Source organism: Serratia sp. PL7, assembly GCF_945957435.1.
This window is the reverse complement of sequence record NZ_CAMFLB010000004.1, coordinates 345,198-363,284: the sequence shown is the minus strand read 5'-3', so window position 1 is coordinate 363,284 and position 18,087 is coordinate 345,198. Positions and strand designations below refer to the sequence as shown.

16 protein-coding genes are annotated in these 18,087 nt (G+C 60.6%); 1 reads left to right on the top strand and 15 read right to left on the bottom strand.

Going from position 1 to position 18,087, the window contains the following annotated elements; translation table 11 throughout:
* Positions 1–7: 7 nt before the first annotated feature.
* The 14 genes from ftsA to mraZ form a co-directional block, all read right to left on the bottom strand.
* The gene (gene ftsA, locus N6G83_RS21890; RefSeq protein ID WP_004932758.1) at positions 8–1,264 is read right to left on the bottom strand and encodes a cell division protein FtsA; all 1,257 of its coding nucleotides are present in this window, start codon (positions 1,262–1,264) and stop codon (positions 8–10) included.
* On the bottom strand, positions 1,261–2,112 hold the full coding sequence (gene ftsQ / locus N6G83_RS21885) for a cell division protein FtsQ (protein WP_004932761.1): 852 nt from the start codon (positions 2,110–2,112) through the stop codon (positions 1,261–1,263). The genes ftsA and ftsQ overlap by 4 nt, the downstream gene beginning before the upstream one ends.
* Before the next feature lies 1 nt (position 2,113).
* A complete protein-coding gene (locus N6G83_RS21880) occupies positions 2,114–3,034 on the bottom strand; it encodes a D-alanine--D-alanine ligase (RefSeq protein ID WP_127146503.1) in 921 nt (306 codons plus the stop codon).
* The gene (gene murC / locus N6G83_RS21875) at positions 3,027–4,502 is read right to left on the bottom strand and encodes a UDP-N-acetylmuramate--L-alanine ligase (protein WP_025301571.1); all 1,476 of its coding nucleotides are present in this window, start codon (positions 4,500–4,502) and stop codon (positions 3,027–3,029) included. The genes N6G83_RS21880 and murC overlap by 8 nt, the downstream gene beginning before the upstream one ends.
* 84 nt (positions 4,503–4,586) lie before the next feature.
* Entirely contained in the window at positions 4,587–5,651 is a 1,065-nt protein-coding gene (murG, locus tag N6G83_RS21870; RefSeq protein WP_004932773.1) for an undecaprenyldiphospho-muramoylpentapeptide beta-N-acetylglucosaminyltransferase, read from the bottom strand.
* 3 nt (positions 5,652–5,654) lie between these two features.
* Complete coding sequence (ftsW, locus tag N6G83_RS21865) at positions 5,655–6,857, bottom strand: cell division protein FtsW (RefSeq protein WP_025301570.1); 1,203 nt, start codon at positions 6,855–6,857, stop codon at positions 5,655–5,657.
* A complete protein-coding gene (murD, locus tag N6G83_RS21860) occupies positions 6,854–8,173 on the bottom strand; it encodes a UDP-N-acetylmuramoyl-L-alanine--D-glutamate ligase (RefSeq protein ID WP_049204793.1) in 1,320 nt (439 codons plus the stop codon). Before murD ends, ftsW begins: the two co-directional genes overlap by 4 nt.
* A 2-nt stretch (positions 8,174–8,175) precedes the next feature.
* Positions 8,176–9,258 (bottom strand): phospho-N-acetylmuramoyl-pentapeptide-transferase, encoded by a 1,083-nt coding sequence (gene mraY, locus N6G83_RS21855; protein ID WP_004932782.1) that lies wholly within the window; start codon positions 9,256–9,258, stop codon positions 8,176–8,178.
* Complete coding sequence (gene murF, locus N6G83_RS21850; protein ID WP_025301568.1) at positions 9,252–10,613, bottom strand: UDP-N-acetylmuramoyl-tripeptide--D-alanyl-D-alanine ligase; 1,362 nt, start codon at positions 10,611–10,613, stop codon at positions 9,252–9,254. The genes mraY and murF overlap by 7 nt, the downstream gene beginning before the upstream one ends.
* Positions 10,610–12,097: a UDP-N-acetylmuramoyl-L-alanyl-D-glutamate--2,6-diaminopimelate ligase gene (gene murE, locus N6G83_RS21845; RefSeq protein WP_049204795.1), complete on the bottom strand. Its 1,488-nt coding sequence runs from the start codon at positions 12,095–12,097 to the stop codon at positions 10,610–10,612. The genes murF and murE overlap by 4 nt, the downstream gene beginning before the upstream one ends.
* Positions 12,084–13,847: a peptidoglycan glycosyltransferase FtsI gene (locus N6G83_RS21840; RefSeq protein ID WP_004932790.1), complete on the bottom strand. Its 1,764-nt coding sequence runs from the start codon at positions 13,845–13,847 to the stop codon at positions 12,084–12,086. Before N6G83_RS21840 ends, murE begins: the two co-directional genes overlap by 14 nt.
* Before the next feature lie 42 nt (positions 13,848–13,889).
* Positions 13,890–14,210 carry a cell division protein FtsL gene (gene ftsL, locus N6G83_RS21835; protein WP_025301566.1) on the bottom strand — a complete coding sequence of 107 codons (321 nt, stop codon included), beginning with the start codon at positions 14,208–14,210 and terminating at the stop codon, positions 13,890–13,892.
* Complete coding sequence (rsmH, locus tag N6G83_RS21830) at positions 14,207–15,148, bottom strand: 16S rRNA (cytosine(1402)-N(4))-methyltransferase RsmH (RefSeq protein ID WP_025301565.1); 942 nt, start codon at positions 15,146–15,148, stop codon at positions 14,207–14,209. Before rsmH ends, ftsL begins: the two co-directional genes overlap by 4 nt.
* Before the next feature lie 2 nt (positions 15,149–15,150).
* Positions 15,151–15,609, bottom strand: a complete 459-nt coding sequence (gene mraZ / locus N6G83_RS21825; protein WP_025159638.1) for a division/cell wall cluster transcriptional repressor MraZ — start codon at positions 15,607–15,609, stop codon at positions 15,151–15,153.
* Positions 15,610–16,475: 866 nt separating this feature from the next.
* Between mraZ and N6G83_RS21820 the strand changes: the two genes are divergently transcribed.
* Positions 16,476–16,916, top strand: coding sequence for an L-alanine exporter AlaE (locus tag N6G83_RS21820; RefSeq protein WP_025301564.1), 441 nt, complete (start codon positions 16,476–16,478; stop codon positions 16,914–16,916).
* Positions 16,917–16,953: 37 nt separating this feature from the next.
* Here N6G83_RS21820 and cra read toward each other — a convergent pair whose 3' ends face one another.
* Positions 16,954–17,958, bottom strand: coding sequence for a catabolite repressor/activator (gene cra, locus N6G83_RS21815; RefSeq protein WP_025301563.1), 1,005 nt, complete (start codon positions 17,956–17,958; stop codon positions 16,954–16,956).
* Positions 17,959–18,087: the final 129 nt, after the last annotated feature.

The following is an 18,087-nucleotide window of genomic DNA, read 5'->3' as shown; positions in this document are numbered from 1 at the left end:
TGAAACATTAAAACTCTTTTCTCAGCCAGCTATTGATGCGTTTAAACCAATTGCCCACCGAGGCGCGTTTTTCTACTTCTGTCTCACCGCTCAGGTGAGACTCTTTTCCATAGTGCAGCAGACCTACCGCCGTCGAGTAGTAAGGCTCCTGCGCATAATCCGTCAGACCCGTGATGTTCAAGGGTTGGCCGATGCGTACCTGGGTATGGAACACCCGTTGCGCACAGGCTGCCAGGCCATCAATCTGGGCGGCGCCACCGGTCAGCACGATACCTGCCGCCAGATGATGCTTCACCCCTTGCTGACGCAGTTGCTCCTGCAATTGCAAAATTTCATCGTTAACCAGATTCAACAGTTCGGTGTAGCGTGGCTCAATGACTTCAGCCAGCGTCTGTCTTTGCAGACTGCGCGGAGGACGTCCCCCGACGCTAGGCACCTCTACATTCTCATCCTTGCTAACAATCGACCCAAGCGCACAGCCGTGTCGAACTTTAATCGCTTCCGCGTCGGTCGGCGGCGTGCCGAAGGCGTAGGCGATATCGCTGGTGACCACGTTCCCGGCGTAAGGGATCACTTTGGTGTGGCGCAGCGCACCGCCGGTGTACACCGCCATATCCATGGTGCCGCCGCCGATATCCACCACGCAAACGCCGAGTTCGCGTTCATCTTCGGTCAGCACCGCGTAGCTCGCGGCCAGACCGGCGAAAATAAGTTGGTCAACTTTCAAGCCGCAACGTTCCACGGCCTTGACGATGTTCTTCGCCATATCGTTATGGCAGGTAATCAGATGCACCTTGGCCTGCATGCGCACGCCGGACAGCCCAACCGGGTTTTTGATGCCTTCCTGATAATCGATGGCGTATTCCTGAGGAATCACGTGCAGGATGCGGTGTTCGTCGCGCACGCGCACCGATTTGGCGGTGTGCACCACATTCTCCACGTCGTCCTGCGTCACTTCCTCTTCCGAGATCGGCACCATGCCGATTTCGTTCTGGCAGCTGATGTGTTTGCCCGACAGCGCCAGGTACACCGACGAGATCTGGCAGTCCGCCATCAGCTCGGCCTGATCGATGGCGCGCTGTACGCACTTCACCACCGACTCCAGGTCGTTTACGCCGCCCTTATCCATGCCGCGAGACGGGCAGCTGCCCACCCCGATAATGTTGACCATGCCATCGGGCAGAACTTCCCCTACCAATGCGGAGACTTTTGCAGTACCGATCTCCAGTCCAACTACCAGTTTTCTGTCCGTCGACTTGATCATTGTTGTTTTGCCTGTGCCTGATTCTGTTGCTGATTACTGTTTTGCTGACCGCCAAGCGCCTGCGGATCGACCAACACCGGAGCCCACCCTACCGAAGCGCCGGACTCGTAGCGCAGATCGACATAGCTGACACGCTTGCTCTCCGCCTGGCCCTGCTGCTGCAATACCGGGTAAAGCTCAATAAACCGCTGCAAACGCCCGTTGCGGTCATCGCGCCCCAGCTCAAGCCGAACATCGTTGTCCAGCGCCAGCTGCCAGGAATGGCGCGCGGTCATCGCCGCCATTTTCAGCGTATACTTGCTGGCCGCCAACGTGGCGCTCATCGCCCGATAGCCCTCCAGCACATCCTGCTCGCTCCCTTCCGGCCCGTAGAGCAGCGGCAACTTCTGCTTGCCCGCCCGCTCCGCCGGCACGCTGAACGCTTTGCCCTCGGCGTCCACCATGTGCAAATCGTTCCAGCGCGCCACCGGGACGTACTCCACCAGATGGATCTTCAGCTCATCCGGCCATTGTTTGCGCACGCTGGCCTGCTTGATCCACGGCAGACGTTCGATCTGCTGCTGGATAACGTCCACATCCTGCGTCATAAAGGTGCCGGGCGCGCCCAGCGCCAGGATCGCCTGACGAATATCATCGTTGGTGGTGTAGTGGCGTTCGCCGGTCACCACCAGCCTTGAGAGCGGCAGGCGACTGGCATCTTTCATCCAGCCAAGCACCGCCCAACCGCTCCACACGACCGTTCCCAACACCATCAGCAGGAAAATCATTCCCGCCAACTGGGTTCCATTGCTGCGGCGCGGGCCGTTATCCACCTCGCGATCGCGCGCATTCAGGGCAGCTTGCGACATATCAGTCGGCCAACTCCAAAATTCTCGCCACTAGCTGCGAGAAGCTTAATCCAAACTGGCGCGCTGCCATCGGCACCAGGCTATGACTGGTCATGCCCGGAGAGGTGTTCACCTCAAGCAGATAGAAGCTGCCATCGCTGTCTTGCATCACGTCGACGCGGCCCCAGCCGCTGCAGTCCAGACCGCGGTAGGCGCGCAGCGCCAATGCCGCCATCTCGGCTTCCTGCTCGGCGCTCAAACCGCTCGGGCAGAAGTACTGCGTGTCGTCCGAAATGTACTTGGCCTGGTAGTCGTAAAACACACCGGCCGGCTGGATGCGGATCGACGGCAGCACCTGGTCGCCCAGCATTGCCACCGTGTATTCCGGGCCGCTCAGCCACTTCTCCACCAGCACATCGTCGTCATGGCGGAAGGCTTCTTCCAGCGCGGCTTCCAACGCAGCGCTCTCGGTGACCTTGCTCATGCCGACGCTGGAGCCTTCACGGCTCGGCTTGACGATCAGCGGCAGGCCGAGATCCGCCACGCGCGCCAGCAGCGCCGCTTTTTCGGCGCCGAGATACAGCTGGCGATTCAGCGCCACGTAAGGCGCCACCGGCAAGCCCATCGACTGCCACACCATCTTGGTGCGCCATTTGTCCATGGTCAGCGCCGAGGCCATCACGCCGCTGCCGGTATAAGGCAGCTCGAGGAACTCCAGCAGCCCCTGCAGGGTGCCGTCCTCGCCGCCGCGGCCGTGCAGCGCGATAAACACTTTGGTGAACCCTTGATCTTTCAGCTGGGTCACCGGGAAATCGCGGGTATCGACGCCGTGCGCATCGATGCCGGCTTCGCGCAACCCGGCCAGCACCGCGGCGCCGGACTGCAGAGAAACGTCACGTTCAGCGGAGGTGCCGCCCAGCAGAACTGCAACTTTATCAGCCATGGTGCTCCTCCTCTTTCTTCGGCGGCTGCAGCTTCAGCTCGGCCAGTTTACGGGCGATTTTGCCCACGTTGCCGGCGCCTTGCACCAGCACCAAGTCTTCATCCTGCAGCAGCTGCGCCAGCGTTTCCGGCACGGTATCGGCATCGGAAACCAGGATCGGATCCAGCTTGCCGCGGCTGCGGATGGTGCGGCACAGCGAGCGGCTGTCCGCGCCCGGGATCGGCGCTTCGCCGGCGGCGTACACGTCGAGCATCAGCAGCACATCCACCTGCGACAGCACGTTGGCGAAATCGTCGTACAGATCGCGAGTACGCGTGTAGCGGTGCGGCTGGAAGATCATCACCAGACGCTTGTCCGGCCAGCCGGCGCGCGCCGCTTTCAGCGTGGCGTCCACTTCGGTCGGATGGTGGCCGTAATCGTCCACCAGCATCGCACTGCCCGCTTTGCCGTTGACCGGCTCCAGCGGGAACTCACCGAGGAAATCGAAGCGGCGCCCAGTGCCCTGGAAGCCCGCCAGCGCGCGCAGGATATCTTCGTCGTCGATGCCTTCTTCGGTCGCTACCGCCACCGCCGCCGCTGCGTTCAACGCATTGTGGCGGCCCGGCGCGTTCAGCGTCACCGTCAGTAACGGTTTGTCCTGACGGCTCAGGGTAAAGTGCCCCTGCGGCCCAATCTGCCGGTAGTCTTCGATGCGCACGTCGGCATCTTCACTGAAGCCGTAGGTGGTGATATGGCGACCCACGCGCGGCAACAGCTCGCGCACCACCGGATCGTCGATGCACATCACTGCGCGGCCATAGAACGGCAGGTTGTGCAAGAAATTGATAAACGTCTGCTTCAGGTTCTCGAAGTCGCCCTGGTAGGTGTCCATGTGGTCGGCTTCGATGTTGGTGACTACGGCCACCATCGGCTGCAGATGCAGGAACGACGCATCGCTCTCATCCGCTTCCGCGATCAGATAACGGCTGGACCCCAGTCGTGCGTGGGTCCCCGCCGCCTTCACCAGCCCGCCATTGACGAAGGTCGGGTCCAGGCGGGCTTCGGCGTAAATGCTCGAGACCATCGCCGTGGTGGTGGTTTTGCCGTGCGTGCCGGCGATAGCGATACCGTGGCGAAAACGCATCAGCTCCGCCAGCATTTCAGCGCGGCGGATCACCGGGATGCGCGCTTCACGAGCGGCGACGATCTCCGGGTTGTCGGCGGAGATGGCGGTAGACACCACCACCACGCTCGCATCCAGCACGTTTTCCGGACGGTGATTGAAATAAATCGTCGCCCCGAGCGCGCTCAACTGTTGGGTGACCGGATTCGGCGCCAGGTCGGAGCCGCTGATCTGATACCCTTCGTTTGCCAACACTTCGGCGATACCACCCATGCCGGCACCACCGATGCCGACAAAGTGAATGTGCCGGACGCGACGCATCTCGGGCACGATAGTACGTAGTTTCGCCAGTTGTTGTGTATTCATCACTCTCTCTAATCCGGATCCGGTACCCCGGCCCTACATCACATTGCTTTTATTCAGGTTCGGCGCGCCGAACCCCTGCACTCGTTACTTGGCGAGCCGCACCAGCTCCGCCGCCACGCGCTCGGTGGCATCCGGAATGGCGACCGCACGCGCTTTCTCGGCCATGGCCAGCAGCGTCTTGCGATCCCAACTCGCCAGCAGTTCGGCCACCACATCGGCGTTAAACTGCGGCTGTTCGATAATCTTCGCCGCGCCGGCTTCTTCCAGCGGACGCGCGTTCCAGTACTGCTGACGATCCTTGTGCATAAACGGCACGAAGATCGCCGGCAGCCCTGCCGCCGCGATTTCACTGACGGTCAACGCGCCGGAGCGGCAGACCACCACGTCGGCCCAGGCATAGGCGGCGGCCATGTCGTCGATGAACTCGGTCACTTTGTGCTGCGTCTGCCCTACCCTTTCGTAGTCGCGCAGCACCGTTTCCAGCGCGCCCTTGCCAACCTGATGCCAGAGCGTAATTCTATCGCCCAAACGCGCCGCGACTTCAGGAACTGTCTGATTCAGCACGCGGGCGCCCTGACTTCCGCCAATCACCAGCACGCGGATCGGGCCTTCGCGCCCTTGCAACCGCTCTGCCGGCAGTGGCAGCGCCAACACGTCGGTACGCACCGGGTTGCCCACCACCTCGGCGTTCGGGAACGCGCCGGGGAAGGCCTGCATCACTTTGGCGGCGATGCGCGCCAGCCAGCGGTTGGTCAAACCGGCGATGCCGTTCTGCTCGTGCAGCACCACCGGGATGCCGCACTGCCAGGCTGCCAGGCCGCCGGGACCGGAGACGTAGCCGCCCATTCCCAGCACCACATCCGGCTGATAGCTGCGCATAATGGCTTTTGCCTGACGCACCGCCTGCCAGATCCGCAGCGGTGCGGTCAATTGAGCCTTCAGGCCCTTGCCGCGCAGGCCGGAGATGCGGATAAAATCGATCTCGATCCCGTGCTTCGGCACCAGATCGGCTTCCATTCGGTCTGCGGTTCCGAGCCAGCGCACCTGCCAGCCCTGCGCCATCAGATGATGCGCGACCGCCAGCCCCGGGAACACGTGCCCACCGGTACCGCCTGCCATCACCATTAAACGCTTAGGTTTCCCGCTCATCCCTTACCTCTTCACAAACGCCTGAGCCTTGGTCAGGCGCGTTTCATAATCAATTCGCAGCAACAGCACGATCGCCGTCGACATAATCAGCAAGCTCGAACCGCCGTAACTGATCAGCGGCAGCGTCAGACCTTTGGTCGGCAGCATGCCCGCGGCGGCGCCGACGTTAACCAGCGCCTGGAAGCTGAACCACACGCCGATCGCGCAGGCCAGGAAGCCGGAGAAGCGTTGGTCGATCTCCAGCGCGCGGCGCCCGATGGACATCGCGCGAAAAGCGACGAAGAATACCATTAACAGGGCTAAAACCACACCGATATAGCCCAGTTCTTCCCCCAAAATGGAGAAGATGAAGTCGGTGTGTGCCTCTGGCAAATACTCCAGTTTCTGCACCGAGTTGCCGAGCCCCTGCCCCCAGAACTCGCCGCGGCCGAACGCCATCAGCGACTGGGTCAGCTGGTAGCCGCTGCCGAACGGGTCGGCCCACGGGTTCCAGAACGACGTCACGCGGCGCATACGGTACGGTTCCGCGATGATCAGCAGCACCACGGCGAACACGCCGGAGCCGATGATCGCCAGGAACTGCCACATTTTCGCACCGGCCAGGAACAGCATTGCTAGCGTGGTGATGAACAGCACCACCACGGTACCGAGGTCCGGCTGCGCCAGCAGCAGCACCGCCAGCACCACCATCACGCCCATCGGCTTGCAGAAGCCCCAGAAGTTGCTGCGCACCTCTTCCACCTTGCGCACCAGATAGCTCGCCAGGTAGCAGAACAGCGACAGCTTGGACAGCTCCGCGGGCTGAATACGCAACGGGCCGAGTGCGATCCAACGCGAGGCCCCGTTTACCGAGCTCCCCACCACCAGGACGATCAGCAGCATCACGATCGACATCAGCAGCATCACGTTGCTGTAGCGCTGCCAAATTTCCATCGGGATGCGCAGCGTCACCAGCGACAGGCCGAACGCCAGGCCGAGGTACAGCGCGTCACGTTTGGCGAACAGGAACGGATCGTCCGCCAGGCGTTGGCCGATCGGCATCGAGGCCGAGGTCACCATCACGAAGCCGATGATCGCCAAGCCGAAGGTCAACCACAGCAGGGTGCGATCGTACAGCACCATGTTGACCGCGTCGTTGTCGCGCGCGCCGGTCACCCAGTCTTTCAGCCGTTCTGTCAGCCCGAAGTTCGGCAAGCGTAGTTTCATCCGCCAAGCTCCTGCGCCAGGCGGGCGAACTCATCGCCGCGCACTTCAAAATTACGGAACTGATCGAGGCTGGCGCAAGCCGGCGACAACAGCACCATATCGCCGGGCATTACGCGGCCGGCGATGGTGCGCATCGCCTGCTCCATGGTCTCGGTCAACGTCGCCACTTCCGGCCGCAGCTGTGCCAGCTGAGCGCCGTCACGGCCAAAACAATACAGACGCACGTTGTCGCCCTGCAGATAGCGCGCCAGCGGCGAGAAATCGGCGGACTTGCCGTCGCCGCCCAGCAGCAGATGCAGCGTGCCGTCCACCTGCAGGCCGTTCAGCGCCGCTTCGGTGCTGCCGACGTTGGTGGCTTTGGAATCGTTGATCCAACGCACGCCGTTGTGCTCCCAGGCCAGCTGGAAGCGGTGTGCCAGGCCGGTGAAGGTGGTCAGCGCCTTCAGGCTGGACGCACGCGGGATATTGACCGCATCCGCCAACGCCAGCGCCGCCAGGGCGTTGGTGTAATTGTGGCGGCCGGTCAGCTTCATTTCGCGCGTATTCAGCACCTTCTCACCGCGCACCCGCAGCCAGGTTTCCCCCTGCTGGCGGTTCAAGTGATAGTCGCCTACGTCCGCGCCGAAGCTGACACAGCGTTCGTCGGCGCCGCGCACCGGCATGGTCAGCGCGTCGTCCGCGTTCACCACGCACACCGCGGCGTTTTCATACACGCGCAGCTTGGCACCGCGATACTGCTGCAGACCGAACGGATAGCGATCCATATGATCTTCGGTCACGTTCAGGATGGTCGCCGCCGCCGCCCGCAGGCTATACGTCGTTTCCAGCTGGAAGCTGGACAGCTCCAGCACGTAAAGCTGACATTCCTGACGCAACAGGCTCAGCGCCGGCAGGCCGATATTGCCGCCCACGCCCACCGCCCAACCGGCGGCTTTCGCCATCTCGCCCACCAGGGTGGTGACGGTGCTCTTGCCGTTGGAGCCGGTAATCGCCACGATCGGCGCCTGCGCCTCGCGGCAGAACAGTTCGACGTCGCCGACGATTTCGACGCCGGCGTCAGCCGCGGCGCTCAATGCCGGGGTCGCCAGCGCGACGCCCGGGCTGGCGACGATCAGATCCGCCGCCAGCAGCCAGTCTTGATTCAGATCGCCCAGATGGCGCTCCACGCTTTCAGGCAGTTTGTCCAACCCTGGCGGCGCGATACGGGTATCCATCACGCGCGGCGTCACGCCGCGCGCCATGAAGAAATCGACACAGGACAGGCCGGTGAGGCCCAACCCGATGATGACGACTTTTCTACCCTGATAGTCTGCCATGATTAACGCACCTTCAGCGTTGCCAGGCCAATCAGCACTAGCATCAGCGAAATGATCCAGAAGCGCACGATCACGCGCGGCTCCGGCCAGCCTTTCAATTCATAGTGGTGGTGAATCGGCGCCATGCGGAAAATGCGTTGTCCGCGCAGCTTGAACGATCCCACCTGCAGGATCACCGACAGCGTCTCTACCACAAACACGCCGCCCATGATCACCAACAAAAACTCCTGGCGCAGCAGCACCGCGATGGTGCCCAGCGCGCCGCCCAGCGCCAGCGAACCGACGTCGCCCATAAACACCTGAGCCGGGTAGGTGTTGAACCACAGGAAGCCGAGGCCGGCACCGACGATGGCGGTACACACGATCACCAACTCACCGGCATGACGCAGATACGGAATGTGCAGGTAGTTGGCGAAGTTCATATTACCGGTCGCCCAGGCCACCAGCGCGAAGCCGGCCGCCACGAATACCGTCGGCATGATCGCCAGGCCGTCCAGGCCGTCGGTCAGGTTAACCGCGTTGCTGGTGCCGACGATGACGAAATAGGCCAGCAGGATGTACAGCAGGCCCAGCTGCGGCATCACGTCCTTAAAGAACGGCACAACCAGCTCGGTGGCTGGCGTGTCTTTTCCTACGGCGTACATGGCGAATGCGACAATCAGCGCAATCACCGATTGCCAGAAATACTTCCAGCGGGCGATCAGCCCTTTGGTGTCCTTACGCACCACCTTGCGGTAGTCGTCAACGAAGCCGACGATGCCGTAACCCACCAGCACAAACAGCACGCACCAGACATACGGGTTGGACGGGTAGGCCCACATCAGCACCGAAATGGTGATGGAGGTCAGGATCATGATGCCGCCCATGGTCGGCGTGCCGCGCTTGCTGAAGTGCGACTCGGGGCCGTCGTTGCGCACCACCTGACCGAAGGACATTTCTTGCAGACGCTTGATCACCCGCGGGCCCATCCACAGCGACAGGAACAGCGCGGTCAGCAGGCTGACAATGGCTCGGAACGTCAGATAAGAAAAGACGTTGAAGCCTGAGTAATACTTGACCAAATGTTCGGCCAGCCAAACTAACATGGTGCTTTCTCCTGTAACGCGCGTACTACCTGCTCCATTGCGGCACTACGTGAACCTTTGATTAACACGGTGATGACCGCATGTTCCGACAGTAATTCCGCCACGCGCGCGATCACTGCTGTCTTGTCCTGATAATGTTCGCCGTTGCCGGAGGCTTCGCTCAGCACGCGGCTCAACCCGCCGACGCTGATCACTTTATCGACCCCGGCCAGGCGGGCGGCTTCACCCACCTGACGGTGGCACTCTTCCGCTTCTGCGCCCAGCTCGGCCATATCGCCGACCACCATCACGCGGTAGCCCGGCATTTCCGCCAGCACCTGCGCCGCCGCGGTCATCGACCCGACGTTGGCGTTATAGCTGTCGTCCAGCAGCAGCTTGCCTTCGGCCAGCGCCACCGGGAACAAGCGCCCCGGCACCGCCTGCAATTGTTTCAACCCCTGACGCACCGCTTCGAGCGTCGCGCCCACCGACATCGCCAGCGCCGTGGCCGCCAGCGCGTTGGCCACGTTGTGGCGCCCCGGCAGCGGCAGTGCGATCTCGGCGGTGCCGAACGGGCTGTGCAGCGTGAACTGCGTACCTGCGCCATTCACCCGCACGTTGTCCGCGAAGAAGTCCACACCTTCGGCGGCCTGCGGCGAGAAGCGCCAGACGGTTTTGCCGACCAGCATGCTCTGCCAGTGCGGCCAATCGTTGTTATCGGCGTTGATGATCGCCACGCCGTCGGCCGGCAGGCCGGTAAAGATTTCACCTTTCGCCTGAGCGACGCCGGCCAGCGAGCCGAAGCCTTCCAGGTGCGCCGCCGCCAGGTTATTCACCAAAGCGGTCTGCGGACGCGTCAATGCGGTGGTGTAAGCGATTTCGCCAATGTGGTTAGCGCCCAGCTCTATCACGGCAAAATCATGCTGCGGCTCCAGACGCAACAGCGTCAGCGGCACGCCGATGTCGTTATTGAAGTTACCGGCGGTATACAGCACTTCGCCGCATTCACGCAGAATGGCGGCGGTCATTTCTTTCACCGATGTCTTGCCCGAGGAGCCGGTCAGCGCCACCACGCGCGCCGGCACCTGCTGACGCACCCAGGCGCCAAGCTGCCCCAGCGCCAAACGGGTGTCTTCCACCACCAGCTGCGGCACGTCCACCAATAAGCGCTTACTGACCAGCAATGCCCCGGCGCCTGCGGCTACGGCATCCGCCGCGAAGTCGTGAGCGTCGAAACGCTCACCTTTCAGCGCCACAAACAGGCAACCGGCGGTCACCTTGCGGGTGTCTGTCGTCACCTCGACAATTTGGCAATCGGCGCCGATCGGTTCAGCGCTCAATACCTCAGCCAGTGTCTGAAGAGAGACAGGGATCATGCCAGCACCCCCAGCAGTCGGGCGACCGTCGTGCGGTCGGAGTAATCCAGGCGGCGGTTGCCCACCAGCTGATAATCTTCATGGCCCTTGCCCGCCACCAACACCACATCCTGCGCCTGCGCTTGCATGATGGCGCTGGTTACCGCTTCGGCGCGGCCGTGGATCACCAGCGCCTGCCCGGCGTCCAGCAATCCGGTCAGGATGTCGTTGATAATTGCGCGCGGCTCTTCGGTACGCGGGTTGTCATCGGTGATCACCACGCGATCGGCGAACTGCTCGGCAATACCGCCCATCAGCGGACGCTTGCCCTTGTCGCGATCGCCGCCGCAGCCGAAGACGCACCACAGCTGCCCCTGGCAGTGCAAGCGCGCGGCTTCCAGCGCTTTCTCCAGCGCATCCGGCGTGTGGGCGTAATCCACCACCACCGTCGGTTTGCCCGGCGCGTTAAACACTTCCATGCGGCCGCAGACCGGCTGCAGACGGCTGCCGGTTTCCACCAGCGCCTCCAGCGGATAGCCCAGCGACAGCAGCGTGGCCAAGGCCAACAGCAGGTTGCTGACGTTGAAAGCGCCCATCAGGCGGCTTTCGATCTCGCCGTCGCCCCAGCTGGAGCTGAAACGAACGGTGGCGCCGTTGTCGTGATAATCGACCGCCGTGGTTTTCAGCCAGCGGCCGTGGCCGCCCGGCTGCAGGTTGCCCTGCATCGTCACCGCCACCGCATCCGGCAGCTTGCCGAGCCAGCGCTGACCGACTTCATCGTCGGCGTTGATGATCGCCTGCCCCACGCTGTGGGCGGCGAACAGCGACCATTTGGCCGCCTCGTAATTGGCCATGTCACCGTGGTAATCCAGGTGATCGCGGCTCAGGTTGGTGAAGACCGCCGCGGCGAACGGCAGCGCCGCCACCCGGTGTTGCACCAGACCGTGGGAAGAAACTTCCATCGCGGCGAAGGTCGCGCCCTGTTCCGCCAACTCGTTTAATACGTGTTGAACATCCACCGCAGAACCGGTGGTATTCTCGGTCGGACACACCTGGCCCAGCAGGCCGTTGCCGACGGTGCCCATCACCGCGCTGGTTTCGCCCAGCAGTTGGCTCCACTGCGCCAACAGCTGCGTAGTGGTGGTTTTGCCGTTGGTGCCGGTCACGCCGACCAGACGCAGACGCTCGCCCGGCTGGTGGTAAAAACGCCCGGCCAGCGCGGAAAGGCGCTGGTTCAGTTGGCTCAGGTAGATCACCGGCACGCCGTGCATCTCAACGATGGCGCCGTCTTCGGCCTGACCGTCAGCTTCGGCGATCACGGCGGCGACGCCCTGCGCAATGGCCTGCGGAATATAGCGGCGTCCATCCGTTTGATGGCCAACCACGGCGACAAACAGATCCCCGGCAGCCGCCACACGGCTGTCTAATGTCATTTCCCGCAGCGCGCGCCCGGGCGCCGTCGGCACCCACGGGGCGAGTAAGTCGCGCAAATTACGATCTGCCACCTGAACCCTCTTTCTTGTTAATCACTAATTCGCTTTTGTCACCGGTGGGCAACGCGTCAGGCTCGACGTTCATGGTGCGCAATACGCCGCCCATGATGGCGCCGAACACCGGCGCGGAGATTGCGCCACCATAGTATTTCCCACCCTGCGGGTCGTTGATGACGACCACCAGGGCAAAACGGGGGTTACTTGCCGGCGCGACGCCGGCGGTATAAGCGATGTATCGGTTGACGTATTTGCCGTCCGGGCCCACTTTTTTCGCGGTACCGGTTTTGATGGCGATACGGTATCCCTTGATGGCGGCTTTCACGCCGCCGCCGCCCGGCAAGGCCACGCTTTCCATCATGTGCACCACGGTGCGCACCAGAGGTTCAGGGAAAACGCGTTCGCCGGCGACCGGAGGGTCAACCTTGGTGATCGACAATGGGCGATACACGCCCAGACTGCCGATCGTTGCATAGACTCGCGCCAACTGTAACGGAGTTACCATCAGCCCGTAGCCGAAAGAGAAGGTGGCCCTCTCTATGTCAGACCACCGTTGTTTTTTTGGGTATATGCCACTGCTTTCTCCGACCAGCCCCAAATTGGTCGCTTTTCCCAGCCCAAAACGAGAGTAAGTATCTACTAACGCTGAGGACGGCATCGCTAACGCCAGCTTTGAAACACCGACGTTACTCGACTTCTGCAAGATCCCGGTCAATGACAGCTCCGAGTACCGCGCCACGTCTTTGATCTCGTGGCCCTGAATGCGATACGGGATGGTGTTCAGCACGCTGTTTTCTCTCACCACGCCGTTTTGCAGCGCGGTCATCACCACCATCGGCTTCACGGTTGAACCGGGTTCAAAAATATCGGTGATAGCACGGTTACGCATGGTCTCTTTCGGCGTACCGGCCATGTTGTTCGGGTTGTAAGACGGGCTGTTGGCCATCGCCAGCACTTCGCCGGTGTTCACGTCGATCAGCACCGCAGTGCCCGATTCGGCCTTGTTGAACGCCACCGCGTTGTTCAGCTCGCGATACACCAGCGCCTGCAGGCGCTCATCGACGCTCAGCACCAGGTTGTGCGCAGCCTGGCTGTCGACGGAGGAGATATCTTCGATCACCCGGCCGAAGCGGTCCTTACGCACCGTTCTCTCGCCCGGTTGCCCGGTCAGCCAGCGGTCGAAGCTCTTCTCGACGCCTTCGATGCCTTGCCCGTCGATGTTGGTCACACCGATGATGTGCGACGTCACCTGCCCCGCCGGGTAGTACCGGCGCGACTCCTGCCGCAGGTAGATCCCCGGCAGCTTGAGTTTGTGGATGTAGTCGCCAATCGCCGGGTTCACCTGGCGAGCCAGATAAACGAAGCGCCCTTTCGGGTTGGCGTTGATGCGGTTGGAAAGCTGGTCCAGCGGGATGTTGAGCGCATCGGAAAGCGCTTTCCAACGGCTGTCCAGCGTGATGCCGCCGCGCTCGTTCAGCTCTTTCGGATCCGCCCACACCGCATTGACCGGCACGCTGACCGCCAACGGACGGCCGGCGCGATCGCTGATCATGCCCCGCGCGGTCGGCACTTCCTGCACGCGCAGCGAACGCATGTCGCCTTCTTTCACCAGACGATCGGGGTTGATGACCTGCAGGTACGCGACGCGCAGCATCAGGCCAACCATCGCCAGCAAAATGCAGCCGCACAGCAACGCAAAACGCCAGCTGACAAAGCTGGCCTGATCTTCCTGGCGTCTCAACTTACCGGGGCGCGCTGCTTTCATGCGTTTCCTTTCTACTCCGTGTCATTATTCCGGTTAAACCATTCATTGTTTAACGATGATATTTTCCTGCGATGGATCAACATGTTGCATCTGCAGTTTTTCTGTCGCGATACGTTCAACCCGGCTGTGATCGCCGAGGGCGTTCTCTTCTAAAATCAGGTTGCGCCACTCGATATCCAGCGCATCACGCTCCAGAACCAGCTGTTCGCGCTCGGCGGTCAGCAGGCGGGTGCGGTGCGCGGTGGTCACCACGAAAACCGCGGAGACCAGTGACGCAATCAGTAAAATCATGGGGATCTTGGCGTTGCGCAGCAGATCGCCGCCAATCACCCCGACCAGGCCGTGACGTTCGTTGCCGATCACGCGGGCATCCTCTCAGCAATACGCAGCACCGAGCTGCGCGCACGCGGGTTGTCCGCCACTTCCGCTTCCGACGGCATCATTTTGCCCAGCGCTTTCAGCGTTCGTCCGCCCATGCTGCGCAGTTGCTCTTCGGTCAACGGAATGCCCGCCGGCACCTGAGCGCCGCGGCTGTGGTGACGCATAAAGCGTTTGACGATGCGGTCTTCCAGCGAATGGAAACTTATGATCGACAAACGGCCCTGTGGGGCCAGCACTTCCAGCGCGCCGTCGAGCGCACGCTCGATCTCTTCCAGCTCGCTGTTGATATAGATGCGGATCGCCTGGAAGCTGCGCGTCGCCGGATGCTTGTGCTTTTCACGGAACGGGCTGGCATCGGCAATCAGATCCGCCAACTCTTTGGTGCGCGTCATCGGCTCCACGCGGTTTCTTTCGACGATGGCGCGTGCGATGCGCTTGGCGAAACGCTCTTCGCCAAAGGTTTTCAGCACCCAGGCGATATCGTCCGCCTCGGCCTTCATCAGCCAATCCGCGGCGGACAGGCCGGTGGACGGATCCATGCGCATGTCCAGCGGACCGTCGCGCATAAAGGAGAACCCGCGCTCTGCGTCGTCAAGCTGCGGCGAGGAAACGCCCAGATCGAGCAGAACGCCGTCGATCTTGCCGACCAGTTCGCGCTCCCGCACATAGTGCGACAACTCGGAAAATGGGCCGTGTACGATGGTAAAACGAGGATCTTCAATAGATTTGGCGGCTGCAATCGCCTGAGGGTCACGGTCAATTGCCAGCAAGCGCCCTTCCGGCCCCAGCTGGGACAGAATCAGACGAGAATGGCCACCGCGACCAAAAGTACCGTCGATATATATGCCGTTGCTGCGGATGTTGAGGCCGTTGACGGCTTCGTCCAGCAGGACGGTGGTGTGTTTATAGTTTTCCAACATGCTTATAGCGACAAGTCCTGTAGCCGCTCAGACAACGGTTCCTGAGTCGACTGTTCAGCGTCAATATCATCCTTGACTTGTTGATACCAGGTCTGTTCATCCCACAGTTCAAACTTGTTGAACTGACCGACCAGCATCACTTCTTTTGTGAGCCCGGCGTGTTGCCGCAGCGTATTGGCAAGCAGCAAACGACCGGCACTATCCATCTGACACTCACTGGCATGCCCCAACAGCAGGCGCTGAACGCGGCGCTCGGCGGGATTCATGCTCGACAGACGTGATAATTTTTGTTCAATAATTTCCCATTCGGGCAAAGGATAAAGCAGCAGGCAGGGCTGATGGAGGTCAATGGTACAGACCATTTGGCCTTGCGATTCCTCGTTGAGCAATTCCCGATATCGGGTAGGTACGGCGAGCCGCCCTTTGCTGTCGAGGTTGACCATCGTCGCTCCACGGAACATTCCTGAGCTACCCCTTAGTGACCGTTTTCACCACTTTACCCCACAAATTCCCACACAATGGAGTTTACGGAGGGTATGAAAACCTTGTCAAGCCAGAGCGCCAGCGCTTTGGCAATATTTCTCTGGTCATTTTGGGAGCTGACTCGCGAAAGAAACTCTGATTATTCGACGATTAAAAATTAACACCATGATAAACGGAGAGAATTTTCTAAGCGGAAAGAATCTGATTAAAAACCTGACGAACTGGCGATTAATTAACTCATTACTTCCTTCTGCAAGCCATGTCTCATTTTTCAGCTCGGCAATCTCAGGGCTGTAACCGCTGCCGCCCCGCGCCCGCCAAGGCTCAGCGCCTGGCGAATCGACCGAAGAATAAGGCCATAACCCCTTGAGTTAATAACGCTCAATCGTTATTCACCGTGAAACTGCGCGCTATTTTACTTCAATTTGTCCCGCCATGATGAGAGCACGATAAAAATAAATGGCTCGGATATTACGAGCAGAAGTAATTTCGATTTAAATCAATTTGGTAAGATTATTCCCAAAATACCTGTTTACAATTATGGTTTCATTTTCTTACACCTTTATTTCCACAATTTTTGCCGGAAAAAAACCTCTTCAAACACCAAAAATCGCAACTGCATGTTTTTAATGAATTTATTTAAATTCACCGATTTTAATCTCCCTGTCCCATCCAGTGCCCCTGTTCTGCGGGACAAAAACCGAACAAATGTTAAAAATAAAAATTTAAATCCAGTTAAAAAACACAATACAGATTAGTACACTATATGAAGCGCAAAAAACCAGAACTAACAACTGCAAATAAATAATTTAACAGAACATTAACCAAAAAAAGGAGAGAGTGCATGCTTTCGCCCGCCCCTCACTGGCGTAGCGCCGCTGCCGATACGTTCGCACTGGTGGTGTACTGCTTTATCGCCGGCATGGCGATAGAAGTGTTGATCTCCGGCATGAGCTTCCAGCAATCCCTCTCTTCGCGCCTGCTGTCGATCCCGGTCAACATCCTGATCGCCTGGCCTTACGGCCGCTATCGCGATCTGTTTATCCGCACGGCACGCCGCTGCCCACGCGGCCAATTCCTACTGCGCAACCTCGCCGATCTGCTGGCTTACGTCAGTTTCCAGTCGCCGGTTTATGCCGCCATTCTGTGGAGCGTGGGCGCCGACGGCCAACAAATGCTGGCGGCGGTGACCAGCAATGCGCTGGTCTCCATGGCGATGGGCGTGGTGTATGGCTATTTCCTGGAATATTGCCGACGGCTGTTTCGGGTCGCGGGTTACGTCTAAACCAGGAGCCCGACAACGCGGGCTCCTGTAGAGCGGCCTATTTGCGGCTCAGGCTACCGCGGCGGAACAGATTACGGCGGATCCGCGTCAGTCCCGGTTTGGGTTTACGCGGTTCGTCCAGGCTGGCCAACACCAGCTCCAGCACGCGTTCGGCCACGTCGCGATGGCGCTGCGCTACCGCGAGCACCGGGCACTCCAGAAAATCCAACAGCTCATGGTCGCCGAAGGTGGCAATCGCCAGATCGGTCGGCAAACGGCCGCGTTGCTTCAGCGTCACGTCCATCACGCCCTGCAATAAAGAGAACGACGTGGTGAACAGCGCCTGCGGCATCGGGTGCGTTTTCAGCCATTCGGCAAACAGCGCGCCGGCGGCCTCACGCTCATAGCTGTTGGCGTACAGATAATCGACATGGCGAGGATCCTCTTGCCAGGCCTGACGGAAGCCCTGCTCACGCAGGAAGCTGACCGAAAGCTCCGGCAAGGCGCCCAGGTACAGTACCGACTCCGCCGGGAAGGTGCGCAGCTCCTGCGCCAGCGCAAAGGCATCTTCCTCGTCGGCCCCGACGACGCTGATGAAATGCTCGCGATCCAACGCGCGGTCCAGTGCGATGATCGGCAGCGGATCGTTGGCCCAGCGTTGATAGAAGGGGTGCTCCGGCGGCAAGGCGGTGGAAACGATGATGGCGTCCACCTGACGCTGCAGCAAGTGCTCGATACAGCGCATTTCGTTGTCCGGCTGATCTTCGGAGCAGGCGATCAGCAATTGATAACCACGCTGGCGCGCCTGACGCTCCAGGTAGTTGGCGATACGGGTATAGCTGGTATTTTCCAGATCCGGGATCACCAGACCGATAGAACGGGTGCGCCCAGCGCGCAGCCCTGCCGCGACGGCATTCGGGTGGTAGTTATGCTCCCTGACCACGGCCATCACTTTCTCGACGGTTTTATCGCTGACACGATACTGCTTCGCCTTGCCGTTGATGACATAACTGGCCGTCGTGCGCGAAACGCCCGCGAGACGCGCGATTTCATCCAGTTTCACATTAACCCCTTAATGACGCTGAAAATAGAAGTGAAGGCTGTGCTCGGATTAACCATGACATCCCGTGCGGTTATTCAATCCAGCCTCTGCGATCTAACAGCAGAAAACACTACCTAGCAACCGCTTTTG

What these genes read in the sequence shown, in the direction of transcription:
- ftsA (WP_004932758.1), bottom strand. Translation starts at nt 1,264, where the DNA reads ATGATCAAGTCGACGGACAGAAAACTGGTAGTTGGACTGGAGATCGGT.
- ftsQ (WP_004932761.1), bottom strand. Translation starts at nt 2,112, where the DNA reads ATGTCGCAAGCTGCCCTGAATGCGCGCGATCGCGAGGTGGATAACGGC.
- N6G83_RS21880 (WP_127146503.1), bottom strand. Translation starts at nt 3,034, where the DNA reads ATGGCTGATAAAGTTGCAGTTCTGCTGGGCGGCACCTCCGCTGAACGT.
- murC (WP_025301571.1), bottom strand. Translation starts at nt 4,502, where the DNA reads ATGAATACACAACAACTGGCGAAACTACGTACTATCGTGCCCGAGATG.
- murG (WP_004932773.1), bottom strand. Translation starts at nt 5,651, where the DNA reads ATGAGCGGGAAACCTAAGCGTTTAATGGTGATGGCAGGCGGTACCGGT.
- ftsW (WP_025301570.1), bottom strand. Translation starts at nt 6,857, where the DNA reads ATGAAACTACGCTTGCCGAACTTCGGGCTGACAGAACGGCTGAAAGAC.
- murD (WP_049204793.1), bottom strand. Translation starts at nt 8,173, where the DNA reads ATGGCAGACTATCAGGGTAGAAAAGTCGTCATCATCGGGTTGGGCCTC.
- mraY (WP_004932782.1), bottom strand. Translation starts at nt 9,258, where the DNA reads ATGTTAGTTTGGCTGGCCGAACATTTGGTCAAGTATTACTCAGGCTTC.
- murF (WP_025301568.1), bottom strand. Translation starts at nt 10,613, where the DNA reads ATGATCCCTGTCTCTCTTCAGACACTGGCTGAGGTATTGAGCGCTGAA.
- N6G83_RS21840 (WP_004932790.1), bottom strand. Translation starts at nt 13,847, where the DNA reads ATGAAAGCAGCGCGCCCCGGTAAGTTGAGACGCCAGGAAGATCAGGCC.
- rsmH (WP_025301565.1), bottom strand. Translation starts at nt 15,148, where the DNA reads ATGTTGGAAAACTATAAACACACCACCGTCCTGCTGGACGAAGCCGTC.
- mraZ (WP_025159638.1), bottom strand. Translation starts at nt 15,609, where the DNA reads ATGTTCCGTGGAGCGACGATGGTCAACCTCGACAGCAAAGGGCGGCTC.
- N6G83_RS21820 (WP_025301564.1), top strand. Translation starts at nt 16,476, where the DNA reads ATGCTTTCGCCCGCCCCTCACTGGCGTAGCGCCGCTGCCGATACGTTC.